We start from the raw sequence: 24,326 nt of genomic DNA, 5'->3' as shown, positions 1-24,326 counted from the left end.
CCATGGCAGAGTCCGTCACTGTGCGCGCCCCCGGCAAGGTTAATTTGTTCCTTGCCGTCGGTCCCAAGCGCCCCGACGGCTTCCACGATCTAGCCACCGTCTTCCAAGCCATCGGCGTCTACGACACCATCACCGCGTCCGCTGCCCCGGCCGGCATCAGCCTCACAATGTCCCACCTGGGGGAGGACCTGCCCACCGACGATCGCAACCTCGCCGTGCAGGCCGCCCGCCTCATTGCCGAGCGCGCCAACGTCGACCTACGCGAGCACGGCGTCCGCCTGAGCATCGACAAGCACATCCCCGTCGCGGGCGGCATGGCCGGCGGCAGCGCGGACGCGGCCGGCACCCTCGTCGCCCTCAACGAGCTGTGGCGCAAACCCCTCGCCCCCCACGCCCTCATGGATATCGCCGCCGAGCTCGGCTCCGATGTGCCCTTCTGCCTCATGGGCGGCACCGCGATCGGCTACGGCCGCGGCGAAGTCCTCAGCCCCGTCCTCGCGCGCGGCCAACACTGCTATCTCATCACGACAATGATCGACGGCCTGTCCACCCCCGACGTTTTCCGCGAATTCGACGCGCTGAACCCCAACCCACAGCCCGCGCCCGAGGTCTCCCCGACGCTGCTGCACGCCCTCGCCCAGGGCGATACGGCACTCGTCGCCTACGCCTTCCGCAACGACCTCATGACGCCTGCGCTCAACCTGCACCGCGGCGCCCGCCACGTGATCGAGTTTTTCTGCAATCATTCGCTCACGGTCATGGTCTCCGGCTCCGGGCCGACCCTCATCGCCCAGGTCGACTCCTTCGAACGCGGCCAGGTCCTCGCCGAACGCCTCGCCACCTGGCCCCACGTCGCCGACGCCTTCGTTGCCTACGGCCCCGTCCCCGGCATCGAGCTCGTGCGCACCTCGCGGCGCGCCGCGTCCAACTCCCCGCTCGGCAAGGACCATCCGAACGACGACGGCCCGAACGACGACGATCCAACCGTTCACGATCCAATCGACGACGACGGTCTGAACGACGACGGCCCGAACGCCTACGATCCGATCGACAGCTACCCCTTCGACGATCCGATCGACTCGGACGGCCCGCTGCCGCCCACCGAGGACCTCCCCACGCTGTTCGATGAGCCCACCAGCGAGGACCTGGACGAATCCATCTCGCGCCACCCCTCCTCCCGCCCCGGCGTTCGCCCGTTGCTGCGAGTGATCGAGGATCCCGACGACGACGCAAACACCGCCACCGCCAGCGACGACGCGAACATCACCCCGGATAAGGACTCGTAACCGCGTAACATAGCCTCACGTGGCTATCCCTTTGATCGTCGGCGAGTCCCTGCACCTCGATTACCCGACCCGCACCGTCTTTGACGACGTCACCCTCGGCGTCGAAGAAGGCGATCGCATCGGCATCGTCGGACGCAACGGCGACGGCAAATCCTCCCTCCTCAACATGCTGACGGGCGCCCTTTCGCCCCACGGCGGGCGCGTCACCCGGCGCGGCGGCACCCGCGTCGGCCACCTCACCCAAGCGGACCCCCTGCCGGAGGGCGCCACCGTCCGCACGGCGATCGTGGGCGATGCCCCCGAGCACGAATGGGCCGCCGACCCCGCCATCCGCGACGTCCTCGCGGGCCTCGTCGCGGATCTTGCCTTCGACGCCCCCGTCGCGAACCTCTCCGGCGGTCAGCGCCGCCGCGTGGCGCTTGCCGCCCTGCTCGTCGGAGACTACGACGTCCTCGCCCTGGACGAACCCACAAACCACCTGGACGTCGAAGGCATCGCCTGGCTCGCCGGCCACCTCAAGCGCCGCTGGCCCGCGGGCACCGGCGCACTCCTCGTCATCACCCACGATCGCTGGTTCCTCGACGAAGTCTGCACCGAAACGTGGGAGGTGCACGACGGCATCGTTGAGCCCTTCGAGGGCGGCTACGCGGCCTACGTCCTGCAGCGCGTGGAGCGCGACCGCATCAAGGCCGCGACCGAAGCCAAACGGCAAAACCTGCTGCGCAAGGAACTAGCCTGGCTGCGCCGCGGCGCGCCCGCCCGCACTTCAAAACCTAAATTCCGGATCGACGCCGCCAATCAGCTCATCGAGGACGTCCCACCCATCCGCAACCCGCTCGAGCTCAAGCGCCTGGCCGTCTCCCGCCTCGGCAAACGCGTGATCGACCTCGACGACGTGTCCTTCAGCTTCGACGCCGGCCCCGCCGAGACCGCCGCCAGCCCCACGGGCAGCACCGCCGCCGACTCGAGCTCGGATGCCGACTCGAGCTCCGCCGCGCCCGTGCTGCGCGACGTCACCTGGCACATCGCACCGGGGGAGCGCACCGGCATCCTCGGCGCTAACGGCTCGGGCAAAACAACGCTGCTGAACCTGATCGCCGGCAGCCTCAGCCCCACCGCAGGCCGCATCCGCACCGGAACGACGGTACGCATCGGCCACCTCGACCAGCAATTCTCGCAACTCGCCGCCATTGCCACCGACCGCGTGCGCGAAGTCCTCGCCCGCACCAAGGCGTCCTTTACCGTCGACGGCAAGGACCTAACCCCGGCCCAGCTCCTGGAGCGCCTCGGCTTCGCCCGTGAGCACCTCTCAGCCCGCGTCGGCGAACTCTCCGGCGGGCAAAAACGCCGCCTCCAGCTGCTGCTCCTGCTGCTCGCCGAACCGAACGTCATCATCCTCGACGAGCCCACCAACGATGTCGACGCCGATATGCTCGCGGCCCTGGAAGACCTCCTGGACTCCTGGCCGGGCACGCTCCTCGTCGTTTCCCACGACCGCTACCTGATGGAGCGCGTGACGGATCAGCAGTACGCGATTCTCGACGGACGCCTGCGCCACCTGCCCGGCGGCGTCGAGGAGTACCTTCGCCTCCGTAGCGCCAAGCAGCACGGCGGAGCCAGCGCCCCCGCATCCCCAGCTAGCCCGAGCGCCGGCTCCATCCCAGCTGCGACGACGCTCTCGGGCGCCGCGATCCACGCAGCGCAAAAGGAGGTGGCCTCAATCGAGCGTCGTCTTGCCAAGATCGGCACCGAGGTGGAGCGCGTCCACCAGGAAATGGCGGAACACGATCAAAGCGATTACGAAGGCTTGCAGGTCTTGACGCGACGCCTGAACGCATTCGATGCCGAGACTGCCGAGCTCGAAGATCGCTGGCTCGAACTCACCGAGGAGATTGGCTAGGGCTGATTGTGTGGGTCTAGTGGGGTGCCTTTGAGCCAGTCGTAGTCGGTGTCGTGGTGTTTGCCGCCGGTGGCTTTATCGGGATCGGTGAGCAAAATATGGTACTCATCCACACGCTGCGGTTCGGAAGAAACCGTGGTCTCAAGGGTGCCGGGCACTTCAACCCACGCCGAGCCTGCCACCTGGTAGGCGCCCGACCACGTGGTGGTCACCGAGATCGTCTTATCCCCGATCGTCCACCACTCATGCCAAAACCGCTGGTTCGGATACGGAGTGTTCGGATCCCCCGTGACATACGGAGCGCTGCCATCGTCGTAAGTGAAGGTATGAGAGACGGGTGTGAAGCGGACATGGAAGGCGAAGCCGAGCAGGTCTCCGGATACGACGTGTTGACGTGCGGTGGTGGCGACAATGACCGGCATGTTCACGGTGTGGCGGCCCTGATCGGGCTGGATGAGCAGCTCGCCCTTGGCCACCGGGAAGTCCTTAAACTCCTCAATCGACAACGGCCTCGGAGGCACCGCCGACTGCCCCACCGGCCGCGCCGCAACCCGCACCGGTGTGGCCGCCTCAGGAGGGAGAGTGGAGCATTCGACCTCCTGTGTTGGATCCTGAGGGTCTGGGCAGATCGCAATCCACGATTTCGCGGGAATGATCGTCAGCTGATTCTCGCGGGAGCTTGGTGCAATGGCCGACCCTTTAGACTTATCTTTGACTCTTGGTCTCTTTCCTATTGCCGCTCGAACTTTGGTATCACCAGCGGTCTGGGATGTGATTGAGAGATGGCACTCCGACATATCTGAAATCAGAGTGCAACCGTGGTTTTTCTTGCCATCTTGGGGAGCCACTGGAAGCCAGAGGGTAGTTAACAGAGTTGCTACCAACAATGCGGTCCTACTCATCCCCCCAGCGCCCTTCGCTCAGTTTCAAGTAGACCGGTACCCATCGTGATTCTTGGAATCCGACTGTGGTAAATCTGTCTGCGGTGGTATCTGTTTCTACATTCTTGATAACACCTCCAGGTGCTACCAACTCAATGGACTTTCTTACTTCAGTTCGAACCCCTACTTCATCTAGAGCGTAGCCCTCGGGGTCTGCCGCCAAACTGACAGGTCGATACGTGGGCTGCGAACGGAAGAACTTTAAGTGTTGGTTTCTCTGAACGAGATCGCGGAGGTCATCACAATTCTGACAAAGACCAGAATCAATTTCGTTGAGAATTCCTGCATCCCCAGTTTGTACGGCGTATTCGGCCATTGCTTCGAAGTAGACGGCGGCGTCTTTGGCGCCCTGTTCGGTTTCCTCGGTGAGTGTTGCCGGCGGGGTGGGTTTTTCCCACGCAGGGAACAGGCGCTCGAGGTCCTCCTTAGGGACCTGCGCTCCAACTGTGAGGTCATCGAGCGTCCACTGCCCAGGTGCGGGAGTGGACTCGGTTGGGCTCGGGCTCGCGGCGTCCGTCGTCGTGTTTGATGAGCCGGATGCGGGCGGATCAGATTCGTTCTGGCTAGTGCAAGCAGAAAGCGCGAGAGCGGAAGCAAGCGCGAATGCAGCGGTGCGAGCCAGGGAACGCGGCACTAAAGTCATGACGCTCACAGTAGCGACATGGGCGCAATCGCGAAACCATTTCCTTCAGACTGTGGACAACTAAGCCGTCGCCGATGTGGAATCGCTGCTCGCGATCTCATCACTTCCGTCGAAGGGAAGTAGGAGCTCGCGCAGGAGGCAGGCCAGGCTCTCCCGATCAGCAGCAGAAAGGGTTTCCAAGACGGTGTACTCGGACTCCACGAGGGTTTCCATTGCGGAATCGACACATCTTAGACCTTCGGGAGTAAGTCTGACGCGGACCATCCGGCGATCCTGCGGATCAGCAAGGCGGGTCACCAGACCGTGGTCAACCATTCGGTCGATACGGTTCGTCATCGTTCCGGAGGTGACGAGTGTGCTCGCAATCAGTTTTCCTGGTGTCAGCTCGTAGGGCTCACCTGCGCGGCGCAGCGCAGATAGGACATCGAATTCCCAGCCAAGCAGTTTGTGCTGGGCGAACGCTTCCTTGCGGGCCAGGTCCAGGAGCCGGGCGAGACGGGAGACTCGCGAGAATACCTGCAGAGGAGCAACATCGAGATCTGGCCGCTCCCTGTTCCAGGCAGCGACGATCCGATCAACTTCATCGAGACGTGCAGGTTTCACGCCTTCGAGATTACTCGATATCAAGAGACCTCGGGAGGGAATGTAGAAAACGCCCCGCGACAAACCCTGGTGGGTCAGTTCGCGGGGCGTTCTCGCCGCCTAGCGCGGAGCGCTCAGGCTATGCGTTACGACGGACTGTGTTGCGGCCGGTCAGCGCTTCCTTCAGCGACATCCGGCTGCCGGTGTGCAGCACAGCGCGCTGGTACATCTTGCCGCCGAGCCACAGCACCACGAAGATCGCAGCGATGAGGAGCGCAAGCGCAAGGAGGATCTGCCACATCGGAACTGCGCCCAACGCCATACGGACGGGCATCATGAACGGCGAGAAGAACGGAACGAGCGACAACGCAAACGTCGTGGACGAATCCGGCGAGTTGGGTACTAGGAACATTCCCAGGTAGAAGCCGCCGAGAATGATGAACGTCATCGGCGTCGTAATCGCGCCAACATCTTCCTGCCGCGAGACCGTTGAGGCCAGCGCCGCCCAGATCACCGAGTACAGGACGAACCCGAACATTGTCCACATCAACAGCTGCAGGACAAACAGGATCGGAGACGAGGGCAGGATGTCCGTCATCCCGGTCACGTAGCCGACAGCGGCGAAGACACCGATATATGTAAGGAACTGGAGAAGGATCGTTGCTCCAATGCCGATGACCTTTCCGGCAAGCAGCTGCGACGGGCGAATCGTGGCAAGCAACAGCTCAACCACCCGGCTCGTCTTTTCTTCAACGACGCCCATCGACAGAATCGCGCCACCAGAAATCAGGGCGAACATTACGAGCGAGAGACCGATCATCGCAACGAAGAAGGCCTTCCCCTTCGATTCCGAGTCGGTGCCATCGATGCTCGTAATGGTGGGAGTGGACTGCGCAACCTTTTGCATCACCTGAGCGGGATTCCCGCCGAGGTTCGCGATCTCGGTAGCTAGTGTCTGCTGGCCGGCGATGCCCTGGACCATGCTGTTCAATGCAAGCCGTGGGGAATCTCCGACGAGGAACTCGATGTCGTCGGGGCTGCCCGTGAGGTAGCCGTCGATGTCGCCGTCGCGGATTTGCTGTTCGGCTTCCGCCCGCTCGAGAGTTTTGAGCTCAACCGTTTGGCCTGATTGTTCTCCGGCGCTCTTGAGAATGTCCCCAACCTGTTGCACTTCGGATGCAACCCCGACGGTGTAGGCCGGGGCGGCGTCGTCCTTGGTTTCGAAGTAGTTGACGACGAACATACCGACGGCGATAAGGGCCGCCACCACGATCATGGCGATGATGGAGGACTTCTTCAGCATGTTCGTTTTGAACTCACGAGCAGCTACAAGCATGATGTCGCTCATTTTGCTGCCTCCTTTGCGTCATCAGATTCAGCTGGGTCCTCAGTAGCCACCACGTTCTGGAAAAGTTCAGCCAGGCTGCGGTGGTGATCTCTGAACTGGGTGAGGTTGCCGGTGCGAGCTGCTGCGTCAACGACGGCCGAGCGAGCACTTGCATCGCCCGTCGGGATTGAGACTCGCGTCGTAAACCCTTCTTGCCCTTCGATCTCGACGCTCGGGTGGGACTTGAGGGGCAGCGCCCACGAACCTGTCGAATCGTCGGCGACGGTGACATCGATCAGGGTGCGAGGGGTCGAACGAAGCTCGTCGATTGTTCCCTCGGCGATCATTTGACCGTTGCGAACGATTCCGACGCGGTCGCACAGCCGCTCCACGAGGTCGAGCTGGTGGGAGGAGAAGACGACCGGAACGCCGGCCTTAGCTCGTTCAACGAGGACGGAGCTCATGACGTTGACGGCAACGGGGTCCAGGCCTGAGAACGGTTCGTCGAGGATCAGAACTTCGGGATCGTGGACGAGCGCCGCAGCGAGCTGCACACGCTGCTGATTACCCAGGGAGAGCTTTTGCACATCGTCATCTCGTCGAGCCGCGATTCCCAGACGATCAGTCCAGCGCTCCATCGCGTCCTTGGCTTCTTCCTGGCTGAGGCCATGCAGTCGCGCCAGATAGATGAGCTGCTCGCCGACCTTCATTTTCGGATAGAGCCCGCGCTCTTCCGGCATGTAGCCGACCCGGCGGCGCGCGGCCAGATCGAGCGGCTTGCCGCCGAGCGTGACTTCACCTTCGTCGGCAGATAGCACTCCTAGCGCAATGCGCATCGTGGTGCTCTTGCCGGCGCCGTTTGATCCGACGAAACCAAAGATCTCGCCACCGTGGACGGTGAACGACATATCGTCGAGTGCTTGCAGAGTCCCGAACTTCTTCTTCAGTCCGGAGATGACAAGATCTGTCATCAGGCCCTCCTACGTTTGGTGTACGGGCAACACACTACAGCGCATTGCGGGGTAAACGATGGACACTTGTAGGACAGTGGGTGCCCCGGCCGGGCTCGCTCTGGCGGTTAGGACGAGTGGCTGAGCGTCGGGTCCTTTTCCAGGCCCTGCAGTCCGTTCCAGGCGAGGTTGATGAGGTGGGCGGCGACATCGGTGCGCTTAGGTTTGCGGGCCTCGAGCCACCACTGGCCGGTCAGGGCGATCATGCCGACGAGCATTTGGGCGTACAGCGGCGCCATGGACGGGTTGAGGCCGCGGGCCTTGAACTGGGCGGCGAGAAGGTGTTCGACCTGGACGGCGACGTCGCCAATAAGTGAGGAAAACGTCCCGGTGGATTGGGTCACAGGCGAGTCGCGCACGAGGATGCGGAAGCCGTCGGAATTCGACTCGATGTACTCGAGCAGGGCGAGGGAGGTGCGTTCGACGATCGCGCGCGGATGGCCGCCGTCGGACAGGGAATCGGAAATGGCGGAGGTGAGCTTTTGGACTTCGCGGTCGACGATGACGGCGTACATTCCTTCTTTCCCGCCAAAGTGCTCGTAGATGACGGGCTTGGAAACCTTAGCGGCGGCGGCGAGCTCCTCGACGCTCGTGCCGTCAAAACCCCGCTTGGCAAAGAGCTTGCGCCCCACGGTGATGAGCTGCTCGCGGCGCTGGGTGCCGGTCATACGGGCGCGGGGTGCGGGGGTTTTCTCGGTTGCCACACCACCATCATGCCTGAGGTAGACTGCAAACGGTTCTTTCCGCCCTTGTGTAATGGCAGCACGCAGGCCTTTGGTGCCTTGAAGTCCGGGTTCGAATCCTGGGGGCGGAGCTTTTCCTGCCGGGGGGCGCAATCGGGCGGTAACCTGGTGAGGAAATAGGGCGAGAAATCGCCAGTCGCACCCCTAAGGAGCACGAGAGCTCGTGAGCGCGAACGAGGCCACCCCAACGACGTTATCTGCCGTCATTGTCCTAGCCGCGGGGGCCGGTACCCGCATGAAATCTGTCACGCCGAAGGTGCTGCATACGGTGGCGGGCAGGAGCCTGCTCGGGCACGCCATCAGCGCCGCGCGCTCGCTCAATCCGCAGCGGGTCTGCGTCGTCGTGCGGCATCAGCGCGATGCTGTCGTCGACCATGCGCTGGCCGTGGATCCGGAGCTCGTCATCGCCGATCAGGACGATATTCCTGGCACGGGGCGCGCGGTGCAGTGCGCGCTTGAGGCGCTCGGTGAGCTGAGCGGGCCGGTGCTCGTGACGGCGGGCGATACGCCGCTGCTCGATGGCGAGGAACTGGCCGGGCTGGCCGAGGCGCATGCGACCAGCGGCAACGACATTACGGTGCTGTCCGCCCGGGTGCGTAATCCGCGCGGCTACGGCCGGATCGTGCGCACGGATGCTGGCGCGGTGCGCGCCATCGTCGAGGAAAAGGACGCGAGCGAGGCCGAGCGTGCGATCGACGAGGTCAACACGGCGACCTACGTTTTTGACTCCCAGCTGCTGGCCGATGCCCTTTCCGACGTCGGTCAGGATAACGCCCAGGGCGAGGTGTATTTGACGGACGTCATCGCGATCGCGGTGGCGCGCGGCAAGCGCGTCGGGGCGCATGTGCTCTCCGATCCCGCCACGGCCGAGGGCGCGAATGACCGCTCCCAGCTGGCGCAGCTCGGCGCCGAACTCAACCGGCGCACGATGACCAAGTGGATGCGCGCGGGCGTGACGATCATCGACCCGGGCTCCACGTGGATCGACGTCGACGTCTCCTTCGGTACGGACGTCACCATCCATCCGGGCTGCCAGGTGCTGGGAGCGACGACGATCGGCGACGGCGTGCAGATCGGCCCGGACACGACGATCGCCAACTGCGAGGTCGGTGCGGAGGCGAAAATGATTCGCACGCACGCAAATCTTGCCATGGTAGGTACGGGCGCCCACGTCGGGCCCTTCGTCCACCTCGGGCCGGACTCCCGTGTCCTTGATGGCGAACGCATCCATCCGTTTTCCGATATCACCAGCATCGACGCCGCAACGCGCGAAGGTTAGGAGCCAAGGATCATGACCGGTATCCACACGCAGGGCGAGAAGCACCTCGTTCTTATCTCCGGGCGGGCGCATCCGCAGCTCGCGACCGAGGTGGCGCAAGAGCTAGGTATCGAAGTCCTGCCCTCGACGGTCTACGACTTTGCTAACGGCGAGATTTACGTGCGGTTTTCCGAGTCGGTGCGCGGCGCGGACGCGTTCGTCCTGCAGTCGCACACGGCCCCGATCAACACCTGGCTCATGGAGCAGCTCATCATGGTCGACGCGCTGAAGCGCGCCTCGGCCAAGCGCATCACCGTCGTGGCGCCGTGCTACCCGTATGCGCGCCAGGACAAAAAGCACCGCGGGCGCGAACCGATCTCCGCGCGGCTGGTGGCCGACCTGTTCGAAACCGCGGGCGCCGATCGCATCATGAGCGTGGACCTGCACGCCGCGCAGACGCAGGGCTTCTTCAACGGGCCCGTCGACCACCTGTGGGCGATGCCGATCCTGACGGACTACGTTCGCACCCGCATCGATACGAACAGCTGCACCGTCGTCTCCCCGGACGCCGGGCGCATCCGCGTCGCCGAAATGTGGGCCGCCAAACTCGGCGGGGGACCGCTCGCCTTCGTGCACAAGACGCGCGACGTCTCGCGCCCGAACCAGGCCGTCGCCAACCGCGTCGTCGGCGATGTTGAGGGGCGCACGTGCGTGCTCGTCGACGACCTCATCGACACCGGCGGCACGATCGCCGAGGCCGTGCGGGTACTGCTGAACGAAGGCGCGAAGGACGTCATCGTTGCGGCCACGCACGGCGCGCTGTCCGATCCGGCGGCCCAGCGGCTGTCCGAATCCGGGGCGCGCGAGATCATCGTGACCGACACGCTGCCGATCGAGCCCGAAAAGCGCTTCCCGCAGCTGACGGTACTGCCGATTGCGCCGCTGCTCGCGCGCGCGATCCGCGAGGTCTTCGACGACGGGTCCGTCACATCGCTGTTTGACGGCAACGCCTAGGGTGTTGCGCGGGCGAGCGATCGGCTAGCATAGATGCCGTTGCCTCGGCGAGGGAGGCGCGCGGGCCGCGGCCTGCAGCGCACTCCGTTATCGACGCGGCCAGGTTGTTAGCGCTCCGCTGGGACATGGTCGCCCCAGAGGCCGGCGCGCCCGAGTGGGTGCGCTGCACCGCACAACCGCGTGAGATGCTCACGCCCGACCATTAGGAGAGCTCATGCCTGAACAGCTCAACGCTCAGCTCCGCACGGATTTCGGTAAGGGCGCTGCCCGCCGCATCCGCCGCGACGATCTGATTCCCGCCGTCCTTTACGCCAAGGGCGATGACCCGATCCACCTGACGCTGCCGGGGCACGACACGTTCCTCATCATCAAGGACAACGTCAACGCCCTCATCAACGTCACCTACGACGGCGGCAAGTCCCTCGCGCTGGTCAAGGACATTCAGCGCAACGCCGTCAAGCGCACCATCGAGCACATCGACCTCGTCATGGTGACGCGCGACCAGAAGGTCCAGGTTGACGTGCCCGTCACGATCACCGGCGAGTCCGCGCCCGGCACCATCACGCTCGTGGAGATGGTCTCGATGACGGTCACCGCACCTGTGATCGACATTCCCGAGGTCATCGAGGTCTCCGTCGAGGGGCTCGAGGACGGCACCGTCGTGCGGTTTGAGGATCTTACGCTGCCCGATGACGTCGAGGCCGACTACGAGGACGATCAGCCGATCGTCATCGTGGAGATTCCGCGGATTGACGAGTCCGACCTTGAGACGCCCGCCGCTGAGGACGAGGGCGCCGAGGGCGAGGACGCGGGCGATGCCGCGGCCGAGGAAGGCTCCGAGGACGCCGAGGACGGCGACGAGGGCTAATCCCGCGAACGTGTCAGGCGGCGTCTGCGCTTCATGCGTGGGCGCCGCTTGGCGTATGGTTCGAGCGGCGAGAAAGGTAAGGGCGAGATGGCGGATGCGACGCGCGGCAGCGAGACGGCGGGCCTTGCGGGGCCGTGGCTCATCGTGGGGCTCGGCAACCCGGGGCAAAAATACGTCTACAACCGGCACAACGCCGGATACATGGTGATCGGCGAGCTGCTGCATCGCAGCGGCGGGCGGCTCGCGCGCCACCGCTCGGGTGCGAAAGTGGCCGAGGTGCGGCTCGGCATCGGGCCGGGCGGGGTGCCCGGGCCGCGGGCGATCCTCGCGATCACGGATACCTATATGAACGTCTCCGGGCAGCCGGTGCGTGCGCTCGCCGACTTCTTCTCGATTGCGCCCGAGCGGGTGCTCGTGGTGCACGACGAGCTCGACCTGCCGGAGCACACGCTGCGGCTCAAGCGCGGCGGCGGCGAGGGCGGGCATAACGGCCTGAAATCGATCACGCAGCACCTTGGTACGCGCGACTATGCCCGGCTACGCATCGGGGTGGGGCGCCCGCCCGGCCGGATGGATCCGGCCGCCTACGTGCTGCAGGACTTCCCGGCGGCCGACCGCGGCGAGTGGGCCGTGACGATCACGCAGGCCGCCGACGTCGTCGAAGACGTTGCCCAGCGCGGCTTTGAGCGCGCGCAAGGCGAGGCGAACACCGCGGGTTAGCGAGAGGTAACGGAGCGAGCATGTCGATGCATTCAATGGGCGGCCCGGGCGGGTACGCGTCGAGTTTTCGAAAAGACCAGTCCGTGCGCGGGGCGTCCGTGCCGAAGGGCACGACCAAGCGCATCCTCGCCTACGCCCGGCCCTACCGTGGGCTCATCGCCGCCTTCCTCGCCACGCTCCTGATCGATGCGCTGGCGGCCGTCGCGACTCCGCTGTTGTTGCGCGCGATCATCGACGACGCCGTGCCCGCCGCCGACCGGCGCCTCGTCGTGCTGCTGGCCTCGGCCGTCGCGGGCGTCGCGATCATCGAAGCGAGCCTCGCGATCGCCTCGCGGTGGTTTTCCGCGCGCCTTGGCGAATCGCTCATCTACGACCTGCGGCGCGAGGTCTTCGCCCACGTGCAGCGTCAGTCCATGTCCTTTTTCACCGCCTCGCGCACCGGCAACCTCGTGACGCGGCTTAACTCGGACGTCATGGGCGCCCAGCAGGCCTTCACCTCGGCGCTCGCGGGCACCGTGTCCAACGCGGTGACGCTCGTCGTCGTCCTGGCGACGATGATCGCGCTGAGCTGGCAGATCACGCTGCTCGCGCTCGTCCTCGTCCCGATCGTGCTGCTGCCGGCGCGCAGCGTGGGGCGGCGGCTCGCGACGCTGCGCAGGCGCGGCATGGAGCTGAACGCCGACCTCGGCAATCGCATGACCGAGCGCTTCAACGTCGCGGGCGCCCTGCTCGTCAAGCTCTTCGGCTCGGCCGACGTGGAAGCCGCCGAATACGGCGCCCGCGCCGCGGCGGTGCGCGATATCGGCATCAAGCAGGCGATGACGGCGCGGGTGTTCTTCGCGACGCTCGCCGCCATGGGATCGCTCGCGACCGCCCTCGTCTACGGGGTCGGCGGCATCATGGCGATCACCGGCGCCGTCTCCGTTGGTACGCTCGTCGCCTTCGCCGCCCTGCTCACGCGGCTGTACGGGCCGCTGACCTCGCTGTCGAACGTCCAGGTCGAGATCATGAGCGCACTCGTGAGCTTCGACCGCGTCTTCGAGATTTTGGATCTCCCGCCGCAGGTGGCCGAACCGGCCACCCCGCGCGCGCTGCCCACCGGCCCGATCGGCGTCGAGCTGGATTCGGTGACGTTTGCCTACCCGCGCGCCTCCGAGGTCTCGCTCCTCTCGCTAATGAGCTCTCACGCCGCCGATTCCGGGGCGCGCGTCAGCGACGATGAGGGCGAGGCAACGCCCGTCATCCGCGACGTCAGCCTGACCGTCGAACCCGGCAAGATGCTGGCTCTCGTCGGGCCCTCAGGCGCCGGCAAGACGACGCTGACCGCGCTCATCGCGAGGCTGTATGACCCGCAGCACGGCGCGGTGCGCCTCGGCGGCATCGACGTGCGCGACTTGGCCGCCGATGACCTGCACGCGGCGCTCGGCGTCGTCACCCAAGATGCGCACCTGTTTCACGAGTCGGTGCGCGATAACCTAGCCTTCGCCGCGCCGCGCGCGAGCGATGAGGACATGTGGCAGGCGCTCGACGCCGCGCACGTCGCGCACGTCATTCGCGCGCTGCCCAAGGGCCTGGACACCGTCGTCGGCGACCGCGGCCACCGCCTGTCCGGCGGCGAAAAACAGCGCGTCGCGATCGCCCGCCTGCTGCTGCGCAGCCCCCGCGTCGTCGTGCTCGATGAGGCCACCGCCCACCTGGATTCGGCCTCCGAAGCCGCCGTCCAGCGCGCGCTCGATGAGGCGATGAGCGGGCGCACCTCCGTCGTCATCGCGCACCGCCTGTCCACCGTGCTCGCGGCCGACGAAATCGCGGTGATCGACGACGGGCGCGTCGCCGAACGCGGCACGCATCGCGAACTGCTCGCCGCCGGCGGGCTGTACGCGCACCTGTACCGCACGCAGTTCGCACTTGGCGGCGAGCCCACCTAGGCTGGGTGCGTGAATCTTCGCGCCCTCCTGCCGCTACTTTCCGCCGATTCCTCCTTCGCCGCGCCCATCGAGCGCGCCGCCGGGCGGGGGATCGCCGAGATCGTCGCCACCCCGGGCATCCGCCCTGCGCTGCTCGCCGAGCTCGCGCGCGTGCGCCCGCTGGCCATCGTCACCGCGACGGGCCGGGAGGCCGATGAGCTGCAGGCGGCGCTTGCGGGCTACCTGCAGCCGCACGACGTCGCCGTCCTGCCGGCCTGGGAGACGCTGCCGCACGAGCGTCTCTCGCCGCGCCCCGATACCGTCGCGCGGCGCCTGGCCGTGCTGCGACGCCTGGCCCACCCCGATCCGGCGATCCCCGCCGCGGGGGAGCTGCGCGTCGTCATCATTCCCGTGCGCGCGCTCATCCAGCCCGTCGTCGCGGGCGCCGCCGAGCTTGCGCCGGTGCGCCTTGCCGTGGGCCAGGAAGCGGATTTGGAGGAGGTCGCAACCCAGCTCGCCGATGCCGCCTACACGCGGGTGGACATGGTGGAGCGGCGCGGCGAGTTCGCGGTGCGCGGCGGCCTGTTGGACGTCTTCCCGCCGACGGAGTCCCACCCCCTGCGCATCGAGTTTTTCGGCGACGAAGTCGACGAGATTCGGGTGTTTTCCGTCGCCGATCAGCGCTCGATTGAGGCCCGCGAGTTTGTTTGGGCGCCGCCGGCACGCGAGATCCTGCTGTCCTCGCGCGTGCGCGCGCGGGCACGCGAGGCCATTGCCGATTTCCCGGGCGCGCGCGAGATGCTGGAAAAGATCGCCGACGGTATCGCCGTCGAGGGGATGGAGTCACTCGCCGGGCTCCTCGTCGACCATATGCACTCCGTCGTGGCGAACCTCGATCCGGACAGCCTGCTGATCGTCCTCGATCCGGAGCGGCTCGCGCGGCGCGTCGATGATTTGCTTGCGACGACCGAGGAGTTCCTCTCCGCAGCGTGGACGAGCGCGGCCGCGGGCGGCACAGCGCCGCTGGCAGTCCGCAAGGCGTCGTTTTTGACGCTCGATGAGACGCGCACGGCGGCGATCAACCGCTCGCTCGGTTGGTGGGAGGTCTCGGCGCTGGCCTCCGGCGCGAGCGAGGAGCACGTGATCGACGCGGAGGCCGCCCACCGCTACCGCGGGCGCATCGATGAGCTCGCCAATGACCTTCGCACCTGGTTGCACGAGGGGCGCCGCGTCGTCATCACGACGGACGGACCCGGGCCAGGCCGGCGCGTCGCCGAACAGCTCGGGCAGGCGGGCATTGCCGCGCAATTCTCGCCGGAGCTTGCCGACGGGGTCGATCCCGGCACCGTGCACGTGACGCTCGGCGCGCTTACGGAGGGGTATCTCGCGCCGGGCGCGCGCGTCGTCCACCTCGCCCACGCGGACCTAACCGGCAGACGCCGTGATACCGCCGCGACGGGCCAAAAAATGCCGACGAAGCGCCGCAAAACCGTCGATCCGCTTGCGCTCAAACCCGGCGACTACGTCGTCCACGACACGCACGGCGTCGGCCGCTTCGTCGAACTCATCACGCGCTCGGTGGGGGCGGGCGCGAAGAAGGGAATGCGCGAATACGTCGTCATCGAATACGCGCCCTCGCGCCGCGGCGGGCCAGCCGACCGCCTCTTCGTGCCCACGGATTCGCTCGACCAGGTCACGAAGTACACCGGCGGGGAGTCCCCCAGTGTCAACCGGCTGGGCGGCAGCGACTGGGCGAAGACGAAATCGAAGGCGCGCAAGGCGATCCGCGAGATCGCGGCCGAGCTCATCCGCCTGTACGCGGTGCGCACGAGCGCCAAGGGCCACGCATTCTCGCCCGATACGCCCTGGCAGCGCGAGCTGGAGGAAGCCTTTCCCTACATGGAAACGCCCGACCAGCTCGCCACGATCGAGGACGTCAAGGCCGATATGGAGCGCGCGGTGCCGATGGACCGCCTCATCTGCGGCGACGTGGGCTACGGCAAGACGGAGATCGCGGTGCGCGCCGCGTTCAAGGCCGTCCAAGACGGCAAGCAGGTGGCCGTGCTATGTCCGACGACGCTCCTCGTCCAGCAGCATTTTGAGACGTTTTCCGAGCGCTACGGCGGTTTTCCGGTGCGCGTGGCCGCACTCTCGCGCTTCCAAAGCGCCGCCGAGGCCAAGCGCATCAAGGACGAGCTGAAGGCCGGCACGATCGACGTCGTCATCGGCACCCACCGCCTCATCACCGGCGAGGTCTACTTCAAGGACCTGGGCCTCGTCATCGTCGACGAGGAGCAGCGTTTCGGCGTCGAGCACAAGGAGGCGCTCAAGCAGTTGCGCGCCAACGTCGACGTACTCGCCATGAGCGCCACCCCGATCCCACGCACCCTAGAAATGGCGGTCACCGGCATCCGTGAGATGTCGACGCTCGCGACGCCGCCGGAGGAGCGCCACCCCGTCCTGACCTACGTCGGGCGGTATGAGGAAAAGCAGATCGCCGCGGCCATCCGGCGCGAGCTACTGCGCGATGGCCAGGTGTTTTTCATCCATAACCGGGTTGAATCGATCGACAAGGTCGCGGCGCGGCTGAAGGAGCTCGTGCCCGAAGCCCGCATCGGGATCGGCCACGGCAAGATGAACGAGACCCAGCTGGAAAAGGTCATCGTCGATTTTTGGAACCGCGAGTTCGACGTTCTCGTGTGCACGACGATCGTGGAGACCGGGCTCGATATCTCCAACGCGAACACGCTTATCGTCGACCGCGCCGACGCCTTCGGGCTCTCCCAGCTGCACCAGCTGCGCGGGCGGGTCGGCCGCGGCCGGGACCGCGCCTACGCCTACTTCCTCTACCACCCCGAAAAGACGCTGACCGAAACCGCCTACGAGCGGCTGCGCACAATCGCCGCCAACACCGACCTCGGCGCCGGTATGCAGGTCGCGATGAAGGACCTGGAGATCCGTGGGGCGGGCAACCTGCTCGGCGGCGAACAGTCCGGCCATATCGCGGGCGTCGGCTTCGATTTGTATGTGCGCATGGTCGCGGAGGCCGTCGCCGCCTTCAAGGGCGAATACTCCGGCAGTAAGGACGTGAAGCTCGAACTGCCCGTCGATGCGCACGTGCCCGAGGACTACATCGGTCACGAGCGGCTGCGGCTGGAGGCCTATTCGAAGATCGCCGCCGCCCGCACCCGCGAGGATCTCGACGCGATCGCCGCCGAGCTGACCGACCGCTACGGGCCGATCCCGCGCGTCGTCGAGCGCCTCTTCACCGTCGCCGAGCTGCGCGAATCCGCGCGCGCGATCGGGTTGGAAGAGGCGATCGTGCAGGGCCAGATGCTGCGTGTCGGGCCGTTGCAGCTTAAGGACAGCCAGCAGGTGCGCCTGAAGCGGTTGCACCCCGGCACGCATATTCGCCTTGCAACGCGCCAGGTCCTTATCCCGATCCCGAAGCCCAAGGGCCTGGGGGAGCGTTCCATGTCCGACGATGACCTGCTGGCGTGGGTTCGCGATCTGTTCGCGCTGTTGACCTCGATTATTCGCGGTTGAGGTAGCGGCCCCCGACTCGGCTTGCTAGCGGCGCCGACAGTACTTCCACAGCACGATGGCGGCATCGGCTCTCCCTGCAACGAGCGGCGTCACTTCGCTGGTGTCACAACCGCGCGATGAGATTCGGCAAGCGATTGGCGCGTAGGATAGAGCCGGACTGTATGTGCAACTCGGAGGTTTTCGTGCTTATTCATCCCCGCCGCCCGCTCGCGGCCGTCGCTGCTTTCGCCCTTGGAGTCTCCGCCCTCGCCGGCTGTCAGGCAGGCCAGGCCGCTCGCGTCGGCAATGAGCGGATTTCGGAGACGACGGTTTCCACGGTGGCCGCGGAACTGCCGCGAGTGACGGGCCAGGGGGCATCGCAGTCGAGCGCGCTGGCAAACCTGGTCCTTGCGGGCGCGATCACGCAGGCCGCGGGGGAAAACGGTATGGCGATGTCGAGCGATGACGTGCGCGCCAAGCTCGCCGAGCTCGGAATGGATGCGTCGGGCCTGAGCGATGAGACCCTGAAGGTGGCCGCGGCTTCGCTGCTGAACCAGCAAATCACCGCCTCCCCGAAGGCGGCCGAGATTGGCGAGCGCGTCAACGAGATCCTCACGAGCGCCGAGGTTAACCCGCGCTACGGCATTGATACGGCCGCCGGGCAGCCGCTGCCCAAGCCCGCTTGGTTCACCTCCCAGCAGTGACATTCGTCCTGCCCTTTTGCCCGTTTTGGCCCTAGGCTTAGAGCGTACGTTCCCACGAACACGTAAGGAGCCATAGTGGCTAGCATCGAAGCTGTAGGTGCACGCGAGATCCTCGACTCCCGGGGCAACCCGACCGTCGAGGTTGAGGTCTACTTGGAAGACGGCACGGTCGCCCGCGCCGCCGTTCCCTCCGGCGCCTCGACAGGTGCATTTGAAGCGGTCGAACGTCGCGACGGCGACAAGTCCCGCTACGACGGCAAGGGCGTCCAGGGCGCCATCGAGGCCGTCATCGACGTCATCGCTCCCGAGATCCTGACGCTGGACGCCTCCGAGCAGCGCGTCATCGACGAGGTCCTCATCGACCTGGACGGCACGACGAACAAGGGTAAGCTCGGCGCCAACGCGATCCTCGGCGTCTCGCTCGCCGTCGCGAAGGCCGCCGCCGATTCGGCTGGCCTGCCGCTGTTCCGCTACCTCGGCGGACCGAACGCGCACGTGCTGCCGGTGCCGATGATGAACATCCTGAACGGCGGCTCGCACGCCGACACCAACGTCGACATCCAGGAGTTCATGATCGCTCCCGTCGGCGCCTCCACCTTCAAGGAAGCCCTGCGCTGGGGCACCGAGGTCTACCACACGCTGAAGTCCGTCATCAAGGAGCGGGGCCTGTCCACCGGTCTCGGCGACGAGGGCGGCTTCGCGCCGTCGCTCGAATCGAACGCTGCGGCGCTCGACCTCATCATGGAAGCCATCGAGAAGGCCGGCTACCGCCCGGGCGAGGAGATTGCGCTCGCGCTCGACGTCGCCGCCACCGAGTTCTTCAGCGATGGCGCCTACCAGTTCGAGGGCGAGGCCCGCGACACCGAGTACATGATCAACTACTACGAGGGTCTGCTCGAGAAGTACCCGCTGGTCTCGATTGAGGACCCGCTGAGCGAAGACGAGTGGGATGCCTGGAAGCTCATGACCGAGCGCCTGGGCGATCGCCTGCAGATTGTTGGCGACGACCTGTTCGTCACGAACCCCGAGCGGCTGAAGAAGGGCATCGACACCCACACCGCGAACGCGCTGCTGGTCAAGGTCAACCAGATTGGCTCGCTTTCCGAGACGCTGGACGCGATCGATCTCGCGCACCGCGCGGGCTTCAAGACGATGACCTCGCACCGCTCCGGTGAGACCGAGGATACGACGATCGCGGATCTCGCCGTGGCGACGAACTCCGGTCAGATCAAGACCGGCGCGCCGGCTCGCTCGGAGCGCGTCGCGAAGTACAACCAGCTGCTGCGCATCGAGGAGGAGCTGGAGGACGCGGCGGTCTACGCCGGGCACTCCGCCTTCCCGCGCGCCAAGCGCTAACCAGCTACCGCCCCCGCCGGATTCGGTTTCGTCCGGCGGGGGCGCAGCTATGTCCTCGCGCGTGCGCGCAAGTGTGTGCGGGAGAGTGTGGTGCGTGTGTGCGCGACGCTGCGGCGGACTTCGCTCACATTCGGCGCGTAGTCATGCCGGGCGAGCGACTTTAGGCGCACAATGGGAGGCGTGAAATCCCGCAGACCCTCCTCCCCGCGCCGCGTGCGCCGCCCCAGTGCTGGCGCGAGCTCGGCGAAGCCGGGCGGCTCGGGGGCAAAGCCCAGCGCGTCGGGCATCAAGCCGCGCGGGTCGGCGACTAAGCCGGGATCACCGAAACTTGCCACACGCGCCAATCGCGGCGCGATGCGTCGTCGTCGAGACAAAGCAACCGGCCTGAAATTCACCACCAAGCGCGGGACGTATTCGATCTCGTGGCGCGCCATCATGTTGCTCGTGACGCTCGCATTTTCGCTGGCTATCGTCGCCTCGCCGCTGCAGCACTATCTGCAGCAGCGCGAGCAGGCCCGCGCGCTGCAGGCCGAGGTCGCGGAACTACAAGCCGACATCGCGAAGTACGAGCGTGAAAAAGCTCGCTGGCAGAACCCGGACTTCGTCGCTAGCCAGGCGCGTGACCGCCTCGGGTGGGTGCTGCCGGGCGAGACGCCCTACGTCGTCGTCGATCCCCACACCGTAACCGGCGAGAAGCCGTCGGATGACCCGCGACGCGGCGTGCCCGAGCGCGAGATTCGCCAACCCTGGTACCTGACCATTGCTGATTCCGTGGAGATTGCCGCGGGCCTGAAGGAGGCACCCGATGCCGGTAACTGACGCCGATCGCAAAACCCTTGCCCACCAGCTGGGGCGGGTGCCGCGCGGCGCGGTCGATATTGCGGCGCGTTGCACGTGCGGACGGCCGCTCGTCGTGGTGACGGCACCGAGGCTCGATGATGGCACGCCATTTCCGACGACCTTCTACCTCACGCATCCCGCGATCGTGAAGGGGATTTCAACGCTGGAGGCGCGCGGCGTCATGCACGAGATGAACGAGGAGCTGCATGCCAACTCGGAGCTCGCGGCCGCCTACCAGGGCGCACACGAGTCCTACCTGGAGGCGCGCGCCGAGCTCGGCGAGGTCGAAGAGATCGAGGGCATTTCCGCCGGGGGGATGCCAACGCGCGTCAAGTGCCTGCACGCACTTGCCGGTCATGCGCTGGCCGCGGGCGACGGCGTCAACCCGTTTGGTGATCGCGCGCTCGAGATGCTGCGGGCCGAAGGGCTATGGGATCCAGACGTGTGCTCCTGCGAGGACGAAGGTGAGGACGCGTGAGTCGCGTCGCCGCGATTGACTGCGGCACGAACTCGATTCGCCTCCTTATCGCCGACGTTCCCGCGGCGCCCGATCGCGCCGCTGCCCCTGGCTCGGCAGCGTTGAGCGATGTCGAGCGGCTCATGCGCGTCGTACGCCTGGGCCAGGGCGTGGATCGCACCGGGATGCTCGCGCCGGAGGCACTGGAGCGGACCTTTGCCGCCGCGGCCGACTATGCCGAGCTGTGCGAGCGCCACGGCGTCGAAACGATCCGCTTCGTCGCCACCTCCGCGACGCGCGATGCAACCAACCGTGATGTGTTCGTTGCGGGCATCAAGGAGCGTCTCGGGGTCGCCCCGGAAGTCATCTCCGGCGAGGAAGAAGCGGCCCTGAGCTTTGCGGGCGCGCTGTCATCCGTCGGCCCCGGTGAGGGAGATTCGCTCGTCGTCGATATCGGCGGGGGATCCTCCGAGCTCGTCCTCGGCGCCGACGTGCCGCGAGCCCAGTTCTCGATGAACGTCGGCTGCGTGCGGATGACCGAGCGCCACCTGCACTCCGATCCGCCGACCGCCGAGCAGATCGCCGCCGCAAGCGCAGATATCGACGCCGCGCTCGATGAAGCCGAACGCCACGTTGATCTTGCTGCCGCTCGGCGTCTGGTTGGCCTTGCCGGCTCCGTCACGACGATCACCGCGCACGCGCTCGGCCTTCTCGCCTACGATTCGGCGGCGATCGACGGCACGAACCTCAGCGTCGAGCAGATCCACGCCTCGTGCGCTCAGCTGCTGCACGATTCTCGGGAGCAGCGCGCCGCCTACGGCTTCATGCACCCGGGCCGCATCGATGTCATCGGCGCCGGCGCGCTCGTGTGGGACCGGATCGTCGCGCGCGTGCACGCGCGCACGCGCGAAGCGGGCCACCCCATCGCTGGCGCCGTCACCTCCGAGCACGACATTCTCGACGGCATCGCACTGTCCGCCGCAGGAGCTTTAGGATAGGCGTATCCAGGAAAAGGGGATGTCATGGATGATGAGAACCGTTTCGTGCGTAGAAAAGTTGTCCTGATCCTAGGGATTGCGCTCATCGGCTCCCTACTCGTCGTCTCGATCCCTTTGGCGGTCAAGACATTCGGTGTGTGGTGGCTTTTCGTTCCCCTCGTCGTGACGTTTATTCTGTCAGGCGTGGCGATTCGCCTTCGCTATGACTGGCCTGGGGACCACCGAGCTTTCTGGCTCGTCAGTCCCGACGAGCGTTTCCAGCAGGGACATGTTTTAGTCCAATGTGCCCTGGCTCGACCCACATACGACGACCCGGCCATCAGACGTTCAGGGGGCCGGGTCTTTGCTCTCAGGCAGCAGAACGCCCCTACCTGCAGTTTTTGCCGGTAGGGGCGTTGGTGTTTTTCGACCTTAAAAGGGTGGTGGTCCGTTGAGGTTTTCGTCGAAGCGCCAGTCGTTGGCTAGGGTGAAGCCGCGCGGCTGCGTTCCCGCGGGTGCCGTGACCGAATCGGCCGCCGCGGTGGTAGACAGTTGGTGATCGTCTGGACCGGGTGGTGTGCCTGGTTTGGGGATGGCAACGACAGGCGACGTGAGGCGCGGGTGGTAGACGGGATGCTGGTCGGGATCGATTCTTCGGGGTGGCCGAGCTGCGGGGATCCCGTTCTCATCGATGATGATGGTCCAGCTGTTGGGGTCGCCGGGTGGTTTTTCGACTCGGGGATGATGCCGTGAGCACACCAAGGCCAGGTTGGTGAGGTTGGTGGGGCCTCCGCTTTCCCACGAAATAATGTGGTGGGCTACGCATCCTTCGGGTGGGTCGGTGCACGTGGGGAAGACACATCCCCCATCCCGGAGGGCAAGGAGTTTGCGGAGTTTTTTGGAGGCGAGGCGGGTTTCTCGTCCTCGGTCTGCTTCGCACGTATCCCAGATGTGGCGGGTGCGCTCCGGGAACGCAAGTAGCGCATCGTCTTCTGACACTGTGTGCGGGGCGGGTGGCGCCGGAGTCAACACCTCAGCGCTGGGACGTGGGGTGTCGCCATTGGTGAAGTCATCGTCTGCCATGATGCGGTCGGTCAGCGGCTCGGCATCATCTTCAAAGGAGTCCGCTTCCGGGCCCTCGATATGGGCTCCATGACTTCCATTGCCACCCGGGTTATTCGGGCGCGGGCTCCCGCCACCACCACGACCAGACGGGCCGTCCTCACCTGAGGGGCCTTTGTCGCCGTAGGGGCCGGGGCCGTCATGCGGGTCCCGCCCGGTGTCGTTTCCGGTGAGGTGGGTGAGGTCGTCTGGTTGGGGTGGGTAGTGGCCGGTCATGGTGGTGAACAAGGCATCCAGTAGCCGTGTTTTACGGTCGGCGGCTTTGCGGGTTTTGCTGTGGCGTTGGGCTCTGGCGATGGCTTCGGCCGGGGGTGTCAAATAGTTTGTGTAAGCCGTGTCGGAAGGAACGGTGATTATCATGACTATGTTCGATAAATCTTTGCCGGGTAGGCCTTCGGGTCAGGACCTGGTTGACCAGCTCAAAGCTTCGGGGCAGCTTGATGCCTTGTTCGCTCAGATCGATGCGGGGGAGGTGGAGCTGACTGGTGATGGTGGTTTCGTGCCTGCCCTGGTTAAAGCAGCTCTTGAACGTGGCCTGCAAGCGGAGCTGACGAGCCACCTGGGGTACGAGAAAGGCGCAGCTGACGCGGCAGCGCACGCGAATTCGCGTAACGGTACGACTTCGAAAACAGTCCATAGCGAAGTAGGGCCGATCACGCTGGACGTACCCAGGGACCGGGATGGGTCTTTTAGCCCGCGCCTGGTGCCCAAGGGTCAGCGGCGTCTGGGCGGCCTGGATGACATGATTATCAGCCTTTACGCGGGCGGGATGACGATCAGGGATATCCAACACCACCTGGCCTCGACGATCGGGACGGACCTGTCTCATGAGACGATCTCGAACATCACCGATGCTGTCAGCCAGGAGGTCATGGCCTGGCAGGCCCGGCCCCTCGAAGAGTTCTATCCCGTGATCTACCTCGACGCGATCCGGGTCAAGATCCGGGAGAACAGCCAGGTCCTGAACCGCGCGGCCTATCTCGCTGTCGGTGTCGACCTTGAGGGTATCAAGCACGTGCTGGGTATCTGGGTCCAAGACACCGAAGGGTCAGCATTCTGGGCCCACGTGTGCGCGGACCTGGCCAACCGGGGCGTGGCCGATGTGCTGATCGTGTGCTGTGACGGGCTTCAAGGCCTGCCAGAAGC

21 protein-coding genes and 1 tRNA gene are annotated in these 24,326 nt (G+C 65.8%); 15 read left to right on the top strand and 7 right to left on the bottom strand.

Going from position 1 to position 24,326, the window contains the following annotated elements:
* Positions 1-2 precede the first annotated feature (2 nt).
* Positions 3-1,286, top strand: coding sequence for a 4-(cytidine 5'-diphospho)-2-C-methyl-D-erythritol kinase (locus MUN85_RS11525; protein WP_250506826.1), 1,284 nt, complete (start codon positions 3-5; stop codon positions 1,284-1,286).
* 19 nt (positions 1,287-1,305) lie between these two features.
* Entirely contained in the window at positions 1,306-3,186 is a 1,881-nt protein-coding gene (locus MUN85_RS11520; RefSeq protein WP_250506825.1) for an ABC-F family ATP-binding cassette domain-containing protein, read from the top strand.
* Here MUN85_RS11520 and MUN85_RS11515 read toward each other — a convergent pair.
* The 6 genes from MUN85_RS11515 to MUN85_RS11490 form a co-directional block, all read right to left on the bottom strand.
* Positions 3,183-3,692: a hypothetical protein gene (locus tag MUN85_RS11515; protein WP_250506824.1), complete on the bottom strand. Its 510-nt coding sequence runs from the start codon at positions 3,690-3,692 to the stop codon at positions 3,183-3,185. The genes MUN85_RS11520 and MUN85_RS11515 overlap by 4 nt on opposite strands.
* Positions 3,693-4,080: 388 nt before the next feature.
* Positions 4,081-4,770, bottom strand: a complete 690-nt coding sequence (locus MUN85_RS11510) for a DUF6318 family protein (RefSeq protein WP_250506823.1) — start codon at positions 4,768-4,770, stop codon at positions 4,081-4,083.
* A 60-nt stretch (positions 4,771-4,830) separates the two neighbouring features.
* Positions 4,831-5,373: a MarR family winged helix-turn-helix transcriptional regulator gene (locus MUN85_RS11505; protein ID WP_250506822.1), complete on the bottom strand. Its 543-nt coding sequence runs from the start codon at positions 5,371-5,373 to the stop codon at positions 4,831-4,833.
* 118 nt (positions 5,374-5,491) lie between these two features.
* Complete coding sequence (locus tag MUN85_RS11500) at positions 5,492-6,700, bottom strand: ABC transporter permease (protein ID WP_250506821.1); 1,209 nt, start codon at positions 6,698-6,700, stop codon at positions 5,492-5,494.
* Positions 6,697-7,650 carry an ABC transporter ATP-binding protein gene (locus MUN85_RS11495; RefSeq protein ID WP_250506820.1) on the bottom strand — a complete coding sequence of 318 codons (954 nt, stop codon included), beginning with the start codon at positions 7,648-7,650 and terminating at the stop codon, positions 6,697-6,699. The genes MUN85_RS11500 and MUN85_RS11495 overlap by 4 nt, the downstream gene beginning before the upstream one ends.
* Positions 7,651-7,757: 107 nt before the next feature.
* Positions 7,758-8,357: a TetR/AcrR family transcriptional regulator gene (locus tag MUN85_RS11490; RefSeq protein WP_250506854.1), complete on the bottom strand. Its 600-nt coding sequence runs from the start codon at positions 8,355-8,357 to the stop codon at positions 7,758-7,760.
* A 74-nt stretch (positions 8,358-8,431) separates the two neighbouring features.
* On the opposite strand from MUN85_RS11490, the gene MUN85_RS11485 reads away from it, so the two are divergent.
* The 12 genes from MUN85_RS11485 to MUN85_RS11430 all read left to right on the top strand — a co-directional run bounded on the left by MUN85_RS11485 (position 8,432) and on the right by MUN85_RS11430 (position 22,079).
* Positions 8,432-8,503: transfer RNA gene (locus tag MUN85_RS11485), tRNA-Gln, on the top strand.
* 92 nt (positions 8,504-8,595) lie between these two features.
* On the top strand, positions 8,596-9,711 hold the full coding sequence (locus MUN85_RS12975) for a bifunctional UDP-N-acetylglucosamine diphosphorylase/glucosamine-1-phosphate N-acetyltransferase GlmU (protein WP_250506819.1): 1,116 nt from the start codon (positions 8,596-8,598) through the stop codon (positions 9,709-9,711).
* A gap of 12 nt (positions 9,712-9,723) precedes the next feature.
* The gene (locus tag MUN85_RS11475) at positions 9,724-10,704 is read left to right on the top strand and encodes a ribose-phosphate diphosphokinase (RefSeq protein ID WP_250506818.1); all 981 of its coding nucleotides are present in this window, start codon (positions 9,724-9,726) and stop codon (positions 10,702-10,704) included.
* Positions 10,705-10,918: 214 nt separating this feature from the next.
* On the top strand, positions 10,919-11,572 hold the full coding sequence (locus MUN85_RS11470; protein ID WP_250506817.1) for a 50S ribosomal protein L25/general stress protein Ctc: 654 nt from the start codon (positions 10,919-10,921) through the stop codon (positions 11,570-11,572).
* Positions 11,573-11,659: 87 nt separating this feature from the next.
* A complete protein-coding gene (gene pth, locus MUN85_RS11465; protein ID WP_250506816.1) occupies positions 11,660-12,292 on the top strand; it encodes an aminoacyl-tRNA hydrolase in 633 nt (210 codons plus the stop codon).
* A 20-nt stretch (positions 12,293-12,312) separates the two neighbouring features.
* A complete protein-coding gene (locus MUN85_RS11460) occupies positions 12,313-14,220 on the top strand; it encodes an ABC transporter ATP-binding protein (RefSeq protein WP_250506815.1) in 1,908 nt (635 codons plus the stop codon).
* Positions 14,221-14,229: 9 nt separating this feature from the next.
* On the top strand, positions 14,230-17,745 hold the full coding sequence (gene mfd, locus MUN85_RS11455; protein WP_250506814.1) for a transcription-repair coupling factor: 3,516 nt from the start codon (positions 14,230-14,232) through the stop codon (positions 17,743-17,745).
* Positions 17,746-17,927: 182 nt separating this feature from the next.
* On the top strand, positions 17,928-18,428 hold the full coding sequence (locus MUN85_RS11450; protein WP_250506813.1) for a hypothetical protein: 501 nt from the start codon (positions 17,928-17,930) through the stop codon (positions 18,426-18,428).
* A gap of 75 nt (positions 18,429-18,503) precedes the next feature.
* Positions 18,504-19,784 (top strand): phosphopyruvate hydratase, encoded by a 1,281-nt coding sequence (gene eno / locus MUN85_RS11445; RefSeq protein ID WP_092563988.1) that lies wholly within the window; start codon positions 18,504-18,506, stop codon positions 19,782-19,784.
* Between the two features lie 180 nt (positions 19,785-19,964).
* Positions 19,965-20,603: an FtsB family cell division protein gene (locus MUN85_RS12970; protein ID WP_250506812.1), complete on the top strand. Its 639-nt coding sequence runs from the start codon at positions 19,965-19,967 to the stop codon at positions 20,601-20,603.
* Positions 20,590-21,102, top strand: coding sequence for a DUF501 domain-containing protein (locus tag MUN85_RS11435; protein WP_250506811.1), 513 nt, complete (start codon positions 20,590-20,592; stop codon positions 21,100-21,102). The genes MUN85_RS12970 and MUN85_RS11435 overlap by 14 nt, the downstream gene beginning before the upstream one ends.
* The gene (locus MUN85_RS11430) at positions 21,099-22,079 is read left to right on the top strand and encodes a Ppx/GppA phosphatase family protein (RefSeq protein ID WP_250506810.1); all 981 of its coding nucleotides are present in this window, start codon (positions 21,099-21,101) and stop codon (positions 22,077-22,079) included. Before MUN85_RS11435 ends, MUN85_RS11430 begins: the two co-directional genes overlap by 4 nt.
* Before the next feature lie 411 nt (positions 22,080-22,490).
* Here the strand turns inward: MUN85_RS11430 and MUN85_RS11425 are convergent, their stop codons facing one another.
* On the bottom strand, positions 22,491-23,540 hold the full coding sequence (locus tag MUN85_RS11425) for an HNH endonuclease signature motif containing protein (RefSeq protein WP_250506809.1): 1,050 nt from the start codon (positions 23,538-23,540) through the stop codon (positions 22,491-22,493).
* A 4-nt stretch (positions 23,541-23,544) separates the two neighbouring features.
* Between MUN85_RS11425 and MUN85_RS11420 the strand changes: the two genes are divergently transcribed.
* Positions 23,545-24,326, top strand: a 782-nt coding sequence (locus MUN85_RS11420) for an IS256 family transposase (protein WP_250506853.1), incomplete at its 3' end; no start/stop codon positions are given.

This window comes from Bowdeniella massiliensis (genome assembly GCF_023634005.1).
GTDB lineage: Bacteria > Actinomycetota > Actinomycetes > Actinomycetales > Actinomycetaceae > Bowdeniella > Bowdeniella massiliensis.
The sequence above is the reverse complement of the archived record's forward strand: the minus strand, read 5'-3'. Positions and strand labels throughout refer to the sequence as shown.